This is a genomic window from Serratia grimesii (assembly GCF_900186025.1).
In the GTDB taxonomy this organism is placed as follows: Bacteria; Pseudomonadota; Gammaproteobacteria; order Enterobacterales; family Enterobacteriaceae; genus Serratia; species Serratia grimesii.
In genome coordinates this window covers 2279380-2295189 of the sequence record NZ_LT883155.1, presented here as the reverse complement: position 1 = coordinate 2295189, position 15810 = coordinate 2279380, and the positions used below count along the sequence as shown (strand labels likewise).

General features: G+C 52.4%; 15 protein-coding genes. 4 read left to right on the top strand and 11 right to left on the bottom strand.

All coding sequences use genetic code 11. The features are described 5' to 3' along the window. Positions 1 to 8 precede the first annotated feature (8 nt). Genes SGBXF1_RS10850 through SGBXF1_RS10835 form a run of 4 tightly spaced genes read left to right on the top strand, consistent with a single transcriptional unit; the run spans position 9 to position 3652 of the window. On the top strand, positions 9 to 1043 hold the full coding sequence (locus SGBXF1_RS10850; protein ID WP_186428355.1) for a hemin-degrading factor: 1035 nt from the start codon (positions 9 to 11) through the stop codon (positions 1041 to 1043). Continuing rightward, positions 1040 to 1870 carry a heme/hemin ABC transporter substrate-binding protein gene (locus tag SGBXF1_RS10845; RefSeq protein WP_186428354.1) on the top strand — a complete coding sequence of 277 codons (831 nt, stop codon included), beginning with the start codon at positions 1040 to 1042 and terminating at the stop codon, positions 1868 to 1870. The genes SGBXF1_RS10850 and SGBXF1_RS10845 overlap by 4 nt, the downstream gene beginning before the upstream one ends. After that, positions 1870 to 2874, top strand: a complete 1005-nt coding sequence (locus SGBXF1_RS10840) for a FecCD family ABC transporter permease (RefSeq protein WP_037418618.1) — start codon at positions 1870 to 1872, stop codon at positions 2872 to 2874. The genes SGBXF1_RS10845 and SGBXF1_RS10840 overlap by 1 nt, the downstream gene beginning before the upstream one ends. Further along, the gene (locus tag SGBXF1_RS10835; protein WP_037418616.1) at positions 2867 to 3652 is read left to right on the top strand and encodes a heme ABC transporter ATP-binding protein; all 786 of its coding nucleotides are present in this window, start codon (positions 2867 to 2869) and stop codon (positions 3650 to 3652) included. The genes SGBXF1_RS10840 and SGBXF1_RS10835 overlap by 8 nt, the downstream gene beginning before the upstream one ends. Positions 3653 to 3697: 45 nt before the next feature. On the opposite strand, the gene SGBXF1_RS10830 is transcribed toward SGBXF1_RS10835, so the two are convergent. From SGBXF1_RS10830 to arnB, 11 genes are all read right to left on the bottom strand, one after another. Then, entirely contained in the window at positions 3698 to 5140 is a 1443-nt protein-coding gene (locus tag SGBXF1_RS10830; protein ID WP_130380436.1) for a protein adenylyltransferase SelO, read from the bottom strand. A gap of 248 nt (positions 5141 to 5388) precedes the next feature. Beyond that, complete coding sequence (locus SGBXF1_RS10825) at positions 5389 to 6126, bottom strand: EAL domain-containing protein (protein ID WP_037418614.1); 738 nt, start codon at positions 6124 to 6126, stop codon at positions 5389 to 5391. Positions 6127 to 6678: 552 nt separating this feature from the next. Beyond that, positions 6679 to 7692: a lipoate--protein ligase gene (locus tag SGBXF1_RS10820; RefSeq protein ID WP_130380434.1), complete on the bottom strand. Its 1014-nt coding sequence runs from the start codon at positions 7690 to 7692 to the stop codon at positions 6679 to 6681. Positions 7693 to 7749: 57 nt separating this feature from the next. Continuing rightward, positions 7750 to 8214, bottom strand: coding sequence for an NlpC/P60 family protein (locus SGBXF1_RS10815; protein ID WP_037418610.1), 465 nt, complete (start codon positions 8212 to 8214; stop codon positions 7750 to 7752). Between the two features lie 172 nt (positions 8215 to 8386). Beyond that, on the bottom strand, positions 8387 to 8779 hold the full coding sequence (arnF, locus tag SGBXF1_RS10810; protein WP_037418607.1) for a 4-amino-4-deoxy-L-arabinose-phosphoundecaprenol flippase subunit ArnF: 393 nt from the start codon (positions 8777 to 8779) through the stop codon (positions 8387 to 8389). Further along, complete coding sequence (arnE, locus tag SGBXF1_RS10805) at positions 8776 to 9123, bottom strand: 4-amino-4-deoxy-L-arabinose-phosphoundecaprenol flippase subunit ArnE (protein WP_061807563.1); 348 nt, start codon at positions 9121 to 9123, stop codon at positions 8776 to 8778. The genes arnF and arnE overlap by 4 nt, the downstream gene beginning before the upstream one ends. Then, positions 9120 to 10787: a lipid IV(A) 4-amino-4-deoxy-L-arabinosyltransferase gene (arnT, locus tag SGBXF1_RS10800; protein ID WP_186428353.1), complete on the bottom strand. Its 1668-nt coding sequence runs from the start codon at positions 10785 to 10787 to the stop codon at positions 9120 to 9122. The genes arnE and arnT overlap by 4 nt, the downstream gene beginning before the upstream one ends. Further along, positions 10784 to 11689 (bottom strand): 4-deoxy-4-formamido-L-arabinose-phosphoundecaprenol deformylase, encoded by a 906-nt coding sequence (arnD, locus tag SGBXF1_RS10795; protein ID WP_130380430.1) that lies wholly within the window; start codon positions 11687 to 11689, stop codon positions 10784 to 10786. Before arnD ends, arnT begins: the two co-directional genes overlap by 4 nt. Continuing rightward, positions 11686 to 13668 (bottom strand): bifunctional UDP-4-amino-4-deoxy-L-arabinose formyltransferase/UDP-glucuronic acid oxidase ArnA, encoded by a 1983-nt coding sequence (gene arnA / locus SGBXF1_RS10790; protein WP_037418597.1) that lies wholly within the window; start codon positions 13666 to 13668, stop codon positions 11686 to 11688. Before arnA ends, arnD begins: the two co-directional genes overlap by 4 nt. Then, complete coding sequence (arnC, locus tag SGBXF1_RS10785; protein ID WP_037418594.1) at positions 13668 to 14648, bottom strand: undecaprenyl-phosphate 4-deoxy-4-formamido-L-arabinose transferase; 981 nt, start codon at positions 14646 to 14648, stop codon at positions 13668 to 13670. Before arnC ends, arnA begins: the two co-directional genes overlap by 1 nt. After that, a complete protein-coding gene (arnB, locus tag SGBXF1_RS10780) occupies positions 14635 to 15789 on the bottom strand; it encodes a UDP-4-amino-4-deoxy-L-arabinose aminotransferase (RefSeq protein WP_037418591.1) in 1155 nt (384 codons plus the stop codon). The genes arnC and arnB overlap by 14 nt, the downstream gene beginning before the upstream one ends. Between the last annotated feature and the right edge of the window lie 21 nt (positions 15790 to 15810).

Sequence of the window (15810 nt, the reverse complement as noted above, 5' to 3'; positions counted from 1 at the left end):
AACTATCTATGAGCAATACCCTCTACGAATGCTACCAGCAGGCCAAAATTGATAACCCAGGCAAATACGCGCGCGATCTGGCCGAGCTGCTTGGCGTCAGCGAAGCGGAACTGACCCATGCTCGCGTTGGTCAGGATACTCGTCGTCTGCAGGCCGATGCTCGTACCCTGCTGACCGAGCTGGAGCAGGTTGGCGTCACCAAATCCATCACTCGCAACAGCTATGCAGTGCATGAGCAAATGGGCCGGTACCGTAACCAGCACCTGAACGGCCACGCTGGACTGATCCTCAACCCACGTGAATTGGATTTGCGGCTGTTCCTCAATCAATGGGCCAGCGTATTCGCCATGAGCGAAACCAACAAGCGCGGTGTACGTCACAGCATTCAGTTCTTCGATCATCAGGGGGACGCGTTGCATAAGGTATACACCACCGACGAAACCGACCTGGCCGCCTGGATGGCACTGGTGGAACGTCACCTGAGTGCAGACAATCCGACGTTGGAACTGAAAGCCCCGGACGCCACCGTCAGTAACGCCGCACCGGACAACGAAAAGATCGACCGCGAATGGCGTGAAATGACCGATGTTCACCAATTCTTCCAGTTGTTGAGCCGCAACAAACTGACGCGCCAGCAGGCCTTCAAGGCCGTCGGTAATGATCTGGCTTATCGGGTCGATAACAGCGCCTTGGCGCAATTGCTTGATGCCGCCCACAGCTTACAAAACGAGATCATGATTTTTGTCGGCAACCGTGGTTGCGTGCAGATATTCACCGGCCAGATTGAACGTCTGATGCCACAGGAAGGCTGGATTAACGTCTTTAACCGTCGCTTTACCCTGCATCTAATCGAAGATGCAATCGCCGAAAGTTGGATCACCCGTAAACCGACCAAAGACGGCTTTGTCACCAGCCTGGAATTGTTCGCTGCTGACGGCACACAAATTGCCCAGCTCTATGGCCAACGTACTGAGGGTCAACCTGAACAAACCCAGTGGCGTGAACAAGTCGCCGCACTTGAGCCTAAGGACATTGCCGCATGAAACCTTCATTGATCCGTCGCCTGGCGTTGTGTATTACGCTGGCGTTACCGTTCACCGCGTCAGCGGCCGAACGTATTGTCTCGATAGGTGGTGACGTCACCGAAATTGCCTTCGCACTGGGCGCGGGCGATGAAGTGATAGCGCGAGACAGTACCAGTCTGCAACCGGAAGTCGTCAAAAAACTGCCGGATGTCGGCTACATGCGCCAACTCAATGCCGAAGGCATTCTGGCGTTAAAACCCACGCTGGTACTGACTACTGCGTTGGCCGAGCCGGCTCTGGTACTCAAACAGCTGGAAGAAAGCGGCGTTAAAGTGGTGCGCATTCCAGGCGATACAACGTTGCAGAGCGTGCCGGAAAAAATCACCGTCATCGCCGATGCGCTGCAACGAACCGACCAAGGTAAGCAGTTAAACACCCGCTACCAGCAACAACTGGCGGCGATAAAAACGGATGCCTTGCCGGTTAGGGTCTTGTTCGTCATGAGCCATGGCGGTATTACACCCATGGCTGCCGGGCAGCACACCGCGGCCGATGCTGTCATTACCGCTGCAGGTCTGAAAAACGCCATGCAAGGATTCAGCCGCTACCGCCCACTGTCGCAGGAAGGCGTGATCGCCAGCGCTCCCGACCTGCTGCTGGTCACTACTGACGGCATTAAAACTCTCGGTGGACAGGAACAGCTTTGGAAATTACCCGGCATCGCCCTCACGCCCGCAGGTAAACAACATCGTGTGCTGATCGTTGATGATATGGCGCTGCTCGGCTTTGGGTTAGAAACACCTGCCGCACTGGCTAAATTGCGCAATGCGGCGGAGCAAAAGTAATGCACAGCCGCACTTCCCCACGCCTGGCGATTACCGGTCTGCTGGTGTTGCTGGCTGTGCTGGCTCTGGGCGCCGCCAATATGGGGGCACTGACGTTGTCATTCCGCACTTTGTGGCAACAACCCTTTAGCGACACAACCTGGCATATCTGGTTGAATATCCGCCTGCCGCGCGTCCTGTTAGCGGTGGTGATTGGTTGCGCGTTGGCCGTATCCGGCGCCGTCATGCAGGGGCTGTTCCGCAACCCGTTGGCGGACCCCAGTCTATTGGGTATCAGCAGTGGCGGCGCACTGTTTGTCGCGCTGATTATTGTCATGCCGCTGGCCTTGCCACCGGTGATCGCCCTCTATGGCCACATGCTGGCAGCGTTTCTCGGCAGTATGCTGGTATCGATCTTGATCTACGGGATCAGTCGCAGTGGCCACGGCAGCCTGTCGCGTCTGCTACTGGCAGGCATTGCCATTAATGCGCTGTGTATGGCAGCAATTGGCGTGCTGTCTTACCTCAGTAATGATCAGCAATTGCGTCAGTTTTCATTGTGGATGATGGGCAGCTTGAGCCAGTCACAGTGGCCTACGCTGGCCGTTTCCGCCTCGCTTATCTTACCCGCCACCCTACTCACACTGTTGCAGGCACGTCGACTGAACTTATTGCAACTGGGTGATGAAGAGGCCCATTACCTTGGTGTAAATGTCCAACGTGCCAAACTGCAGTTGTTGTTATTGAGCGCCTTGTTGATTGGTGCGGCAGTCGCGATGAGCGGTGTTATTGGCTTTATCGGCCTTGTGGTGCCGCATTTGGTGCGTATGCGCCTTGGCGGTGACCATCGCTGGCTGTTACCTTGCTCTGCTCTGGGGGGAGCCTGCCTGTTGTTGGTCAGTGATACGTTTGCACGCACGCTGGTTGCACCGGCGGAAATGCCCGTCGGTTTGATGACCAGTCTGATTGGCGGGCCTTACTTCTTATGGCTGGTTATGCGCCAGCGGGAGCGTGTGGGTGGATAACACATCAAGTCTGACCGCGCAGCAATTACGCTACAGCCTGGGTTCACGCAGGTTAATCAACGACGTTTCACTCAGCATCAACAGTGGTGAAATGGTCGCAATTATCGGACCTAACGGTGCGGGTAAATCGACGTTGCTGCGTTTGTTAACCGGGTATTTAGCTCCAGGCTGTGGCGAATGCCAGTTACTTGGACGTCCGTTGGAACAGTGGCAACCCCAGCAACTGGCGAAAGTGCGTGCGGTGATGCGCCAACATAGCGATTTGGCTTTTCCCTTTACCGTAGAGGAAGTGGTCAGCATGGGGCGAGCGCCACATGGTAAGCGTGATGCGCAGCTAGCAATACAACAGGTGATGGCGCAAACCGACTGTCTCGACTTGGCACAACGAGATTATCGCCAACTTTCCGGCGGTGAGCAGCAGCGAGTGCAACTTGCTCGTGTGTTGGCTCAACTTTGGCAACCACAACCAACGCCAGCCTGGTTATTTCTTGATGAACCAACCTCAGCACTGGATCTTTACCACCAGCAACATACGCTGAGATTGCTGCGTACACTGACACGCCAACAGCCCATTGCCGTGTGTTGCGTGCTTCACGATCTCAATTTAGCCGCACTGTATGCAGATCGTATTTTATTGCTGCATCAAGGGCAGTTGGTTGCCTCGGGAACACCACAAGAAGTCCTACAGGCCGATATTCTCACCCGCTGGTACCAGGCGGATTTGGGTGTGGTACATCATCCGGAAGTTGCCTTACCGCAAGTATATCTACGCCAATAGTGCCTGGTGTCGGGCTCGGTATACCGTGCCCGACACTTTCCCCAATCAACTCGAGCAGGATATCTCCAGGTGTTTGCCCCAATCCGGTGGCAATGCGGCGAGATCATCGTATTGTGCGGCATCAGCAAACGGCGTCAGCAAAGCCTGATGCAGACGTGCCAGTTTGCTGACATCATTCTGCTCAGCACTTTCAATCGCCTGCTGCGCCAGATAATTGCGCAGGATTAACTTAGGATTCACAGCATTCATTGCCTGTTGACGTTCGGCATCACTCACCTGTTCTTGCTGCAAACGCTGGCGGTATTGCTGATACCAACTGTCGAACGCAGCGCGATCAATAAACTCATCCCGTAGTGGCGATTGTGCCTGTTGTTGTTCCGTTTGGCTCAACAAACGGAAGGTGCGGCTATAATCCCGCCCTTCTTGCGCCATCATGCTCAACAACCCGGTAAGCAGGTCATTATCCTGCTGTGACTGCGTGAAGAAACCAAGCTTGGCCCGCATTTGTTCCCCATAGGCTCGCATCAGGGCCGGCTCATAGGCCGCCAGCGCCATCTGTAGCTGTTCAGTGCTCATCAGCCCAGACAAAGTCTGTGCCAGGCGATGGAGGTTCCACAATGCGACTGCTGGCTGATTGTCGAATGCATAACGACCCTGGTGGTCAGAATGGTTGCAGATATAGTCGGGCTGGTAATCGTCGAGGAAGCCATACGGACCATAGTCGATGGTAATACCAAGAATCGACATATTATCGGTATTCATCACACCGTGTGCGAACCCAACGGTCTGCCAATGGGCGATAAGCCGTGCGGTACGTTCGACGACATCGGTAAACCACAGCAAGTAGCCATCACTCTGATCTTGAAACTGCGGCCAATGGCGGGCAATGACAAAATCAGCCAATTGTTGCACCTGCACTGGCTGTTTGCGGTAGTAGAAATGTTCAAAGTGGCCGAAGCGGACATGGCTTTCCGCTACACGCAATAGCATCGCGCCGTGTTCCGGCTGTTCACGGTAGACGGGTTGCTCACTGGTCACGATGGTCAGTGCTCGCGTAGTGGGGATACCCAGATGATGCATTGCCTCAGAGGCCAGGAACTCACGGATGGCCGAGCGTAGCACCGCGCGGCCATCGCCCATACGCGAATAGGGCGTCATTCCGGCCCCTTTTAGATGCCAGTCCATACTGCGGCCATCGGCAAGTCGTTGTTCACCCAGCAGAATGCCGCGTCCATCGCCCAACTGTCCAGCCCAAACACCGAACTGGTGCCCACTGTACACCTGAGCCAACGGCTTCATCCCCGGCAACAGCGTTTCCCCCGCCCAAATCGCGGTTTTATCTTGGGTAAACCAACTTTCGTCCAGCCCTAACTCGCGTGCGAGCGGCTCACTGTGATACAGCAGGTGGGCACCTTTCAGCGGCGTAGGATTCAATTCGGTATAGAAACCGGGTAACTGATGATGGTAAGCATTTTCAAACTGCGGCATAGGCCCTCCGTTACCGCTAGTGTAGAGCCAGGACGGAGCGATTAACACAGAGGAAATGTAGGGAGAACGCATCTGCCTGAAACGTGGGCAGATGCGGGGAGATCAGCGTTTATGCCGATACGGCTTAAATGCTTTTTTACGCTGGTAGATAAAGTACTTAATCAGCGAAAAAATGATAATGAATAACAGCGCCGGAATCACAGAAAAAATCATCCAGTCCATTATTGGCTCCGTTGTGTGCAGTACTCTCAATTATTGTTTTTAAACTCATCGGGTGTTACCCGTAACGCTGCCAGATTACCCACACCGACGCTAGGCCATAAAAAACCTTGCAGCCCAAAAACGCCAGCATGTCTGAGCTTATTAAAGTATTCCTCTTTCTCTATTCCTCCGACGATCACCCCCTTACACAGCAGATTGATATTTTTTAATAGCGAGTCAATGACCACGTCATATCCCTGATGGGTAAACAACTGCCAGTAAAAACGCTTGTCAATTTTCACATAGTCGAACAAACCATCATACAATGCGGTCAATGTTGCCTGACCAGAACCAAAATCATCCAACCACAGCGAAAACCTCTCGCTAAGCTGGTAGATTTTTTCATTGTTTTTACCTGCCGAAAGATTTGGAAAACCTTCACTGATTTCAAAGGCAATAAATGGCCATTTCCTGATGCGTTCGCACAGTTGATCATCAGTGAGAATCAGATCGACAAGAGTTTCTTCGATATTAAGCGTCAACAACACGTTGTTTTCGGCAAACCAGGATGCATTCTGTTCTGCCAATTTCAATTGCTCATTAAATAACTCAATCCTTTGCTCAGCGGTCAATAAATTAATCCCAATGTCAGCCGGCATAGCCAAATCACCGTCCAGACTATTAAAACGGTTCAAGATTTCTACCGCTAACAGCCTGCCCTCCATTGAGTAAACAGGTTGAAAAACATAGCTACTAATAAAGTCAGCTTCGAATTGGATTTTCATTTCAATGCCACAGGCTGAATGGCGAGCACCTCATCGTATATCAATATATTTTATCGATCAATCCCTCTGAGATTAATCGGAAATATCAATGCAGTTATCCATAACTTATCATTTAATTGATAGATTAAAGCTATATCCAGGTTACAACAGACTGAAACAAAAACAATTTGGCTTAAGGGAAAACCCGAGCATTACACCAAAACCAAAGCGATATTTAGCTTAAGTGATATAGTCACGCTGAAAATTTGACTTATTATCATTGTTTTCATTAAAGAAAATCCTAAAGACAGTAATCTATTAACACGGCATACAACCTGCATAAGCACAAGCAGCACATAAACTGATTAAATTTAATTACGCATCAATTTCACCCGTTATTCCTTGCATTGAAACTGTAAAAAAATGCCACCTTGATTTCTAAGAAATCTATGCTACCCCAGTGTTTTAACTGCATTTTTTAGCAAGGAGGGGATAACGGAAGACAGTATCTCCTTCTTTCTGGCATAAAAAAGGGATGAGTTGCCTCATCCCAGAAGATTCAGAACCTGAATGTTATTTAATCGTCTCTACCAGCCATTGCCGCAGCTCGGCCAATTCAGTCCCCTGTTCTGGGAACTGGGTAATCAGACTGTCACAGCAAGCTGCCAATGCATCACTACGGTAGGCACAGCCAATCAGCATTTCGGCTAAACGTTGTAATGGTGCCGGGCTAAGGCTGTCGGTAAAGATTTGCGCCCGACAGATGAGTCCCTTTTCTACGTCAAAGAAGATATCTACTCCGCCCCAGACAAAACGTTCATTCAGCAAATGACTAAACGCCGGCGCTTTACCAAAATTCCATTCCCAACTGCTTTGTTTGGCGAACTGCGCGGCAAAATCCGGCAGGTTGGGATAAACATCAGGTGAGATGATCTCCGCCGAGACAGTCTCTCCATAGTAATCAAAGAACGCCTGAGTCACGGCGTCACACACTTGCTCATGGCTGATACCGGATTGAAACTCGGACAAATTGGCAACGCGAGAACGCACGGACGTGATGCCTTTAGCCTGCAATTTTTTTGGGTCCGGATTAAGGTAGTCCGCCAAGCGGTTAAGATCGGCGTTCAGCAATAACGTACCGTGGTGGAACCCGCGATCCTGCGTTTCTCGGTAGGCCGAACCGGAGATTTTGCGTACGCCGTCTGCGGTCTCGATCACCAGATCATTACGCCCGGATGCGGTGGCGGAAATACCCAGCTGTGCCAACGCCTGCAAAATAATCCCGGTGGAGACCGTCTTATCGTAATCGGGTTTGCCCGCCATAAAGGTAAAGCAGGTATTCCCCAGATCGTGAAATACCGCGCCACCGCCGCTGCTACGCCGAGCCAGGCGAATGCCGTCCTGCTCCATCCTGCGGGTATTGCACTCTTTCCACGGGTTTTGTGACTGGCCAATGACCACTGTTTCGGCGTTGCGCCATAAGAACAGAATTTTCTGCGTCGTCATTTCGCGGAAGATACATTCTTCCACAGCCAGATTGAACCAAGGATCGTAAGAATCGGAAATCAGTAAGCGTAAACGTGTCATGGCGGTCACCGTTAAATACGTGATACCACCATGATACACCAAATCAAAGAGTTAAGACTAAATGCGGCGAGCTTGCCAGTAGGCTTTCTTCCAATACACGTTGTCCAGTGACGATCGCATCACGCCCCGGCTGGTGGACGCGTGTATGAACTGATCGTTCGTATCATAAATACCCACGTGCAAACCGTTCTCGCCAGCACCGGTTTTGAAAAAGACCAAATCGCCCGGCATTAGCTCATCACGTGACACTTTGGTACCCAGAGACGTTTGCTCTGCTGTGGAGCGAGGTAATTGCATATCGAAACGGTCGCGGAAGGTGCGATAGACGAACCCGGAGCAATCAACGCCGCCCCGATCCACTCCACCGTAACGATAAGGTGCACCGTACCATTGGCGCAGCTGCTCATTTAACTGAGCCACCACCACAATGGAGTCCGCCAACCGGCCGCTTGGAGGCGGTGCATGGCTGCTGCAACCAGCCAGTATTAAACTGGCGAGTAAAAACCAAATACGCATCCGCATATATCCCTTCATTGAACACGCTGCCGCATCATGCCGTCCGGTAAAGCATACCGCCTGCGAGGCAAAGCTGGCACCACGTAAGGAGATCGCTATTTTGGGCTAATTTATCCCCCACCGGGGGAAAAAGGCAAGCGCTGTGAAGGAGATAATCGTATTAGCGGCAGTTTTTGTGTTATTGGGGCGTTTTTACCTTAGTCTGGCTGTTAATCAACCACACGCCAAACAGGATAAACAGCGTACCCAATGTTTTCAGTAAGGTGGCCGATTCGTTAAACCATGGCAAAATCACCGCTGCCAGGTAGACCAATGCATAACTGACACTCAGCAATGGATAAGCGCGGTTAAGGGGCAAATGATGGAGCGCGAAGAACCAGCATAGCATCGACAATGCATAGCCAAAGATACCGCCACTGACCGCCAGAAGCGGTAGCCAATATTGACTAAACAAACTGAGAGTAACATCAGCAAATGACATCAGTGGGATCTGCGACATCCCCCATTTCATTAACAGCTGTGCCAGCGTAACCAGCAATACGCTGGCAGCGCCCCAGGCATAACCTCTCATGGATTTATACTCATCAGCAGGATCCCCAGCATAATCGAACCTACACCACACCAATGCCGTACGGTAGTCGGTTCTTTAAACAACCAGCGGGCGGCAAGCGTCACCAGCACAAAGTTCAGGCTGAGTGTCGGATAGGCCAAACTGAGCGGCAAACGTTGCAATACGTTAAGCCACACCGCCATACCTAGCCCCAACAGCAATACCGCCAGTGCCAGCCAACGCAGCGTTGGCCCCCGCCTGACGGCGGGAGCTAACTGCCAGCACTGAGCGGCCTGTTTCTGGCACAGCTGCCCACCACAGGTGAGCAAGCTGACCACAATGACCAACAGATAGCCGATGATCATGGCTGCTGTTGGTACCAGAACAATGCCAGACGATTCATTACCTGCACCTTATCTGCTTTCGGCAGATTTTGCTGGTCAATGCTTTCGCCTCGGGACAACTGCAAGACCAGTGAAACATCACCCTGCTTGCGTGCCTGAGCCAACCACTGCGGGAAATCAGCATCGCTGACGAAATGGCTACGCGCATCCGCGTAGTCCAACCCATAGGAAACTTCGCCCTTCTGGTTAAACATCAGCACATCGCTGCGCTTCAATTCCCAGGCCAAACCCGCAGCCACGCCAACGCTATCAGTCAATACATAGCGACTGTGGCTTAACTCCGCCATATTGGCCTGCGCGAAGTTTTGCGGCAATTTGGAGTCAGTGACCTGTTGTGGAATAGCATAACCAATCAGCAGGCACAGCAACAACGGACAAGCCGCCGCCCAGCTCCAGCGTTTTGCGTTATTACGCACCGATACGACAGCAAACAGCAACCAACCGGCAAAGGCGATAATACCGATGACGATCTTCGGCCACTCTTGTGCGGTAAACAAATGCACTTTAGGCAACAACCCGGAGCCCAGAACCACCAGCGCCAAGATGCCGATCAATCCAAACAACCCGTTTAATACGGCGTTAACCTTGAAGACCTTACTGCGCAGTGCCGCCACGCAATCTTCAGCATAAGCCGCCATTAACAGCGCCATCGGCGCCATGCATGGCAGAATATAGGTTGGCAACTTGCCCTTGGCGATGCTGAAGAAGATCAACGGCATCATCACCCAACTCAGCAAGAAGAACAGTTCAGGTCGTTGAACCCGTTCACGCCAGCCTTTGAGCAGCGCCCCCGGCAAGAGTGCCAGCCATGGCAATACGGCGGCCATCAGAATCGGGATGTAATACCAGAATGGTGCTTTATGCTGGGCGTTGTCTTCAGCGAAACGCTGAATATGTTCAACCCAGAAGAAGTAATTCCAGAAGTCCGGCTCACGTTGAGCAATGGCAAGCGCCCAAGGCAAGCTCAGCAGTACCGCAACCACGATCGCCACAGGGCCATAAATCAACAGATCTTTAATCCGCCGCTGCTGAATAACAATCGGGATCACCGCAATCACCGGCACCGCCAGTGCCAGGAAGCCCTTGGTCATAAAGCCCATTCCACAAGCTAAGCCCAGCAGCACGTAGCCACCCAGCTTGCCTTTAACCGTGGTGGATTTCAGCGTCAGGTAATAACTGACCATGGCTGCAGCCAGCCACAACGATATCATCGGATCCAATACGCTGTAGGTGCCGATGCTGAATACCAGCACCATAGACAGGAAAATCAGTACCGCCAGGCAAGCGCGGTGGGCATTGCGCCACATCAGCATTGCCAGTACAAACACCAGTAACGCAGTCATGCCGGTGCTAAATACCGAACCAAAGCGCACCGCAAAGTTAGTATCACCAAACAACCATTGGCTGATGTTGTTGAACCAATAGCCGGCGACCGGTTTTTCAAAATAGCGCAGACCGAGCAAATGCGGCACGACCCAGTCGCCACGCTGCAGCATCTCTCGGCTGATTTCAGCATAGCGAGTTTCATCCGGTTGCCACAACAGGCGACCGTTGAGAGGAATCAGGTAAACCAAAGCAAAAAAAATGGCCAATAAAATGGCCCATGATCCTTTTAGCGCCTTCATGAATCGTCCTTCACATCGGTTTGACAGCCCAGCCAACCTTCGCGGCCAGGGAAAGGAGCACGCTCGACGCGGCCCAATGGCAATGAAGCCAAATCTTGGGGCAACAGTGCGCTTAACGGACAGAATTCTATGCCCTGCCGTTGCGCCCGCTGCAGTAACTGCTCAAACATTGCTGCCTGTGACATACCCTCTACTTCAGTGTGAATGGTATATACCGGCACACCCTGATCGCTTTCAATGGCCCGCAGAATGTAATCGTTAAAGTCAGCCATACTCACTTCACTACCAATCACCTCATCAAAGGTCGGTAGCGTGACGGGAATCTGTACGGTTCCCAGGCGACCATCGCTTAACACAGGACGGAAGGGATGCGTACCGCGGCAATCGCTGTTGTAGTGAAAACCAAAGCGCTGCTTCACTTCCAACACCCGCGTATCTGCACGCCAGCCGGCAACCGCCGAACATTTAACCGGCTGACCGGTACTGGCAGCCAGTGCGTCCACACCAAGTTGAACCTGCTGCGTCAGCTCAGCCTCAGACCAGCGGCCAACTTTGGCCTGCCAACCCTGGTGATCCCAGGCATGTAACCCGACCTCATGCCCGGCCTCTGCGGTAAGTTTCATCAACGGACCCAGCCGACGGGAGATATTGCGTCCCGGCCAGGCGGTACCTGCCAGCAAAATATCCAAGCCATACAGTGATGCAGCGTTAGAACGCAGCATTTTCCACAGGAATTTCGGACGCAAAAGGCGCCACAGATGGCGCCCCATATTGTCCGGTCCTACGCTGAAAAAGAAACTGGCCTGAATATTGTACTTATCGAACAACTCCAGCAACTGCGGCACCCCTTCCCGGGTGCCGCTGAAGGTATCTACATCAACTCGCAGACCGACTTTCTTCATGCACCGTCACCTTCCTGAACGGTTGTGCGCAAGAAGTAATCCAGCGTATCAGCAACGGTTTGCTGCATCGCGATAGTCGGCTGCCAATCCAGCAAGCGACGTGCATTCTTGATGCTTGGCGTACGGTGCTCAACGTCCTGATAACCTTTACCGTAGTAGCTGCTGCTTTCCACATCTTTGAAACCGGCAAACGGCGGGAAGCGATCGCGCAACGGGTGGTTATTGAAGCTTTCGAGCAGCATTTCTGCTAATTCGCGGATGCTGGCTTCATTGGTCGGGTTACCGATGTTAACGATCTGACCGTCACACAGGCCATCGCGGTTTTCGATAATACGGAACAGTGCCTCGATACCGTCGTTGATGTCAGTGAAGCAACGTTTTTGCGCCCCGCCATCCATCAATTTGATTGGAGAACCTTCGACCAGATTGAGGATCAGCTGGGTAATGGCACGGGAAGAACCAATACGCGCGGCATCCAGGTTATCCAGACGAGGCCCCATCCAGTTAAACGGACGGAACAGTGTGAACTTCAGGCCTTCTTTGGCACCGTATGCCCAGATAACCCGATCCAGCAACTGCTTGGACACCGAGTAAATCCAACGCTGTTTGTTGATTGGACCCACAATCAGGCGTGAGTGGTCTTCGTCAAATTCCTTATCGTCACACATGCCATACACTTCGGAGGTGGACGGGAAGATAATGCGCTTATTGTATTTCACGCAATCACGGACGATTTTCAGGTTTTCTTCAAAATCCAGCTCGAACACACGCAGTGGGTTGCGGGTATATTCGATTGGCGTCGCAATCGCCACCAACGGCAGAACGACATCACATTTCTTAATGTGATACTCAATCCACTCGGAGTGAATGCTGATGTCACCTTCCACAAAGTGGAAACGCGGGTTATCCAGGAAACGGCTGATAGCGTCAGAGCCGATATCCAGACCGTAAATATCGTAACGGTCATCACGCAACAAACGTTCGGTCAGGTGGTTACCGATGAAACCGTTAACGCCGAGGATCAGCACGCGTGTTCTGCGCTTCATCACTGCGTTTGGCTTCGCGGCCAGGCGCACGTCGGTGACGATACCCATTTCCTGTGCCAGACGGCTGCCCTGCACGTACAGGCCCACATCGTTTTGGCCAGCAACAATTTCCAGTGCACCTTCACCACAGGCAATGATCAGCGGAGAAGTGCTGAGCACGGTACCCGGCTGCTTGTCATGCTGAGTATCCAGTACACGGGCGCGCCAGACGATCAATTTCCGCTGACCGAGATAGCTGAAAGCACCTGGGTAAGGTTCGGTAACAGCACGCACCAGGTTGTTGATTTCCTGAGCGGATTTATGCCACAGAATTTCGCCGTCTGCCGCAGTGCGGCGACCAAAATAGCTGGCTTCGGCTTCATTTTGCGCGGTGAAAGTGGCTGTGCCGTTTTTCAGTTTTGGCAACTCATCTTTCAGCAGTACCTGCGCTGCTTCCAATACTTTTTTGTGCAACGTCAGGGCAGTGTCATCCGCGGCGATCGCCACTTTACGTTGACCAACGATGTCACCTGCATCTGGGCGCTTGACCATTTTATGCAGCGTCGCGCCGGTTTCGGTTTCACCATTCACCAACACCCAGTTCACTGGTGCGCGACCACGGTAGTGTGGCAGCAGTGAACCGTGCAGGTTGAAACCGCCTTTCGGTGCCAGTGACAGAAGTTCGTCGCTCAGCAGATTGCGATAATAGAATGAGAAAATAACGTCCGGCTGCATCTGACGGATACGTTCGATCCACAGCGGGTGGTTAACGTCATCCGGCGCATAAACCGGCAACTCCAATTCTGCACCCAAGCGGGCAACGGAGGAGAAGAAGTTGTTCTCACCAGGATCGTCGGTATGCGTGAATACCGCCTGAACATCATAGCCTGCGTCAGTCAGCGCTTTCAGACCTGCGCAGCCAATATCATGGTAAGCAAATACAATAGCTTTCATTATTCTTCTTCCTGAGTATTGTGAGTCGGTTGTTCGCCGACCACTTTCTGAACAAAATAACGGGGACGAGCACGCACGTCGGTATAGATACGACCGATGTACTCTCCCAGCAGGCCCATGCCGACAAATTGGGCGCCGATAAAGGTAAACAATACGGCAAACAGGGTGAACACCCCGCCGCCTGACCATTCAGGTCCCATAATCAAACGCAGAGCGATCAACAGCACTGCCAATACGAAACCTGAAAGAGCTATCACGCTGCCCACCACGCTGAGCAAACGCAGCGGTGTTGTTGTCAGACAGGTGATCAGGTCATACATCAGGTTAATCAGCTTCATCAGGCTATATTTGGAATCGCCAAATTCACGCTCAGCATGCAGCACCTCAATTTCTGTGGTGCGGCGCGCGAAGGTATTAGCCAGAATAGGGATAAAGGTACTGCGTTCGTGGCAGTTCAACATTGCCTCGATAATATGGCGGCGGTAGGCACGTAGCATGCAACCGTAGTCCCCCATCGATTTGCCGGTAGCGCGTTGGATCATCATATTGATAATGCGCGAGGCACTTTTTCGGAACCAGGAATCCTGACGATTAGCACGTACGGTGCCCACAACGTCATAGCCTTCTTCCGCCACGCGCACTAAACGCGGGATCTCTTCTGGCGGGTTTTGCAAATCGGCATCCAGCGTAATCACCAGATCGCCGCTCACCTGATTGAAACCGGCCATGATCGCCGAGTGCTGGCCGTAGTTACGGTTAAGCAATACAGCAATAACACAGCTGCCTGGCTGTTCAGCCGCGGCGGTCAACATGTCAGCAGAGTTGTCGCTGCTGCCGTCATCGACCAGGATAATTTCATAAGGTTGGGTCAATTGTTTACAGGCAGCACTGGTACGCTCAAGCAAAGCAGGTAAGCTTTCCTGCTCGTTGTATACCGGAATAACCACCGAAACTTTTTTAATCGGTTCAACGCGAGACACGTAACGACTCCACAACAGAAGACAAGGCTTTGACCACGCGATCAACATCGTCGTCGGTCATATCAGGGAATAACGGTAAGGTACACAGGCGCGCCGAGTTCCATTCAGTATTCGGCAAGGACAGCTGCGGATAACGTTCACGGTAAAACTTTTGAGTGTGGGCCGCGCGGAAATGCAGACCGGTGCCAATACCCACTTCTTTCAAGCGCTCCATCAGTTGGTCACGGTCGATCCCACAACGCTCGGCGTCAACACGTACCATAAACAGATGCCACGCGTGATCATGCGGGTAATCCGGCAAGCCCAACGGCAAGAAAGGCGAGCCTTCCAGCGCGGTGAGATAACGCTGCGCCAGCGCTTTGCGGCGAGCATTAAGCTGCGGTAAGCGGGCCAGTTGCACCACGGCGATGGCTGCATGAATATCAGAAAGATTGTACTTGTAGCCAGGCTCAACCACTTCGGCCTGAGGTTTGCGCCCCAGTTGCTGGCGATCAAAAGCATCAACGGCCAGGCCGTGGAATTTCAAACAACGCAGGCGATCCGCCAATTCGTCATCGTCGGTGGCAATCAGGCCACCTTCGGCACAGGTCAGGTTTTTAATCGCGTGGAATGAGAAAATTGCCGTGCCACGTGCACCCACCCACTCACCATTGTAACGGGAACCAACTGCGTGGGCGGCGTCTTCAATCAGGGGAATGTTGTGGCGTTGAGCCACATCGCGCAATGCATCCATTTGCAGGGGCGCGCCAGCGTAATGTACCGGAACAATAGCTTTGGTTTTTGCAGTAATTGCAGCTTCAACATCGCTGGCGCTGACCATCAGTGTATCGCGATCAACGTCAATCATGACCGGCGTCGCGCCGAGCAATTCAATCATGTTGAGGGTAGAAACCCAGGTTTGTGAGGGTGTGATAACTTCGTCGCCTGGGCCAATACCCAGAGCCATCAGGGTGATGTGCATACCAGCGGTGGCGGAACAAACAGCAATGGCATGTTTACAGCCGAAGGTAGCGCAAAACTCACTTTCCAACTGCTGATTTTGCGGCCCGGTAGTAATCCAACCTGAGCGCAATACCCTTTCTACCGCCGCGATTTCTTCATCGCCAATCGCTGGGCGTGAGAAAGGTAAAAATTGATCCATAGTTAACCCCAAACGTATCAA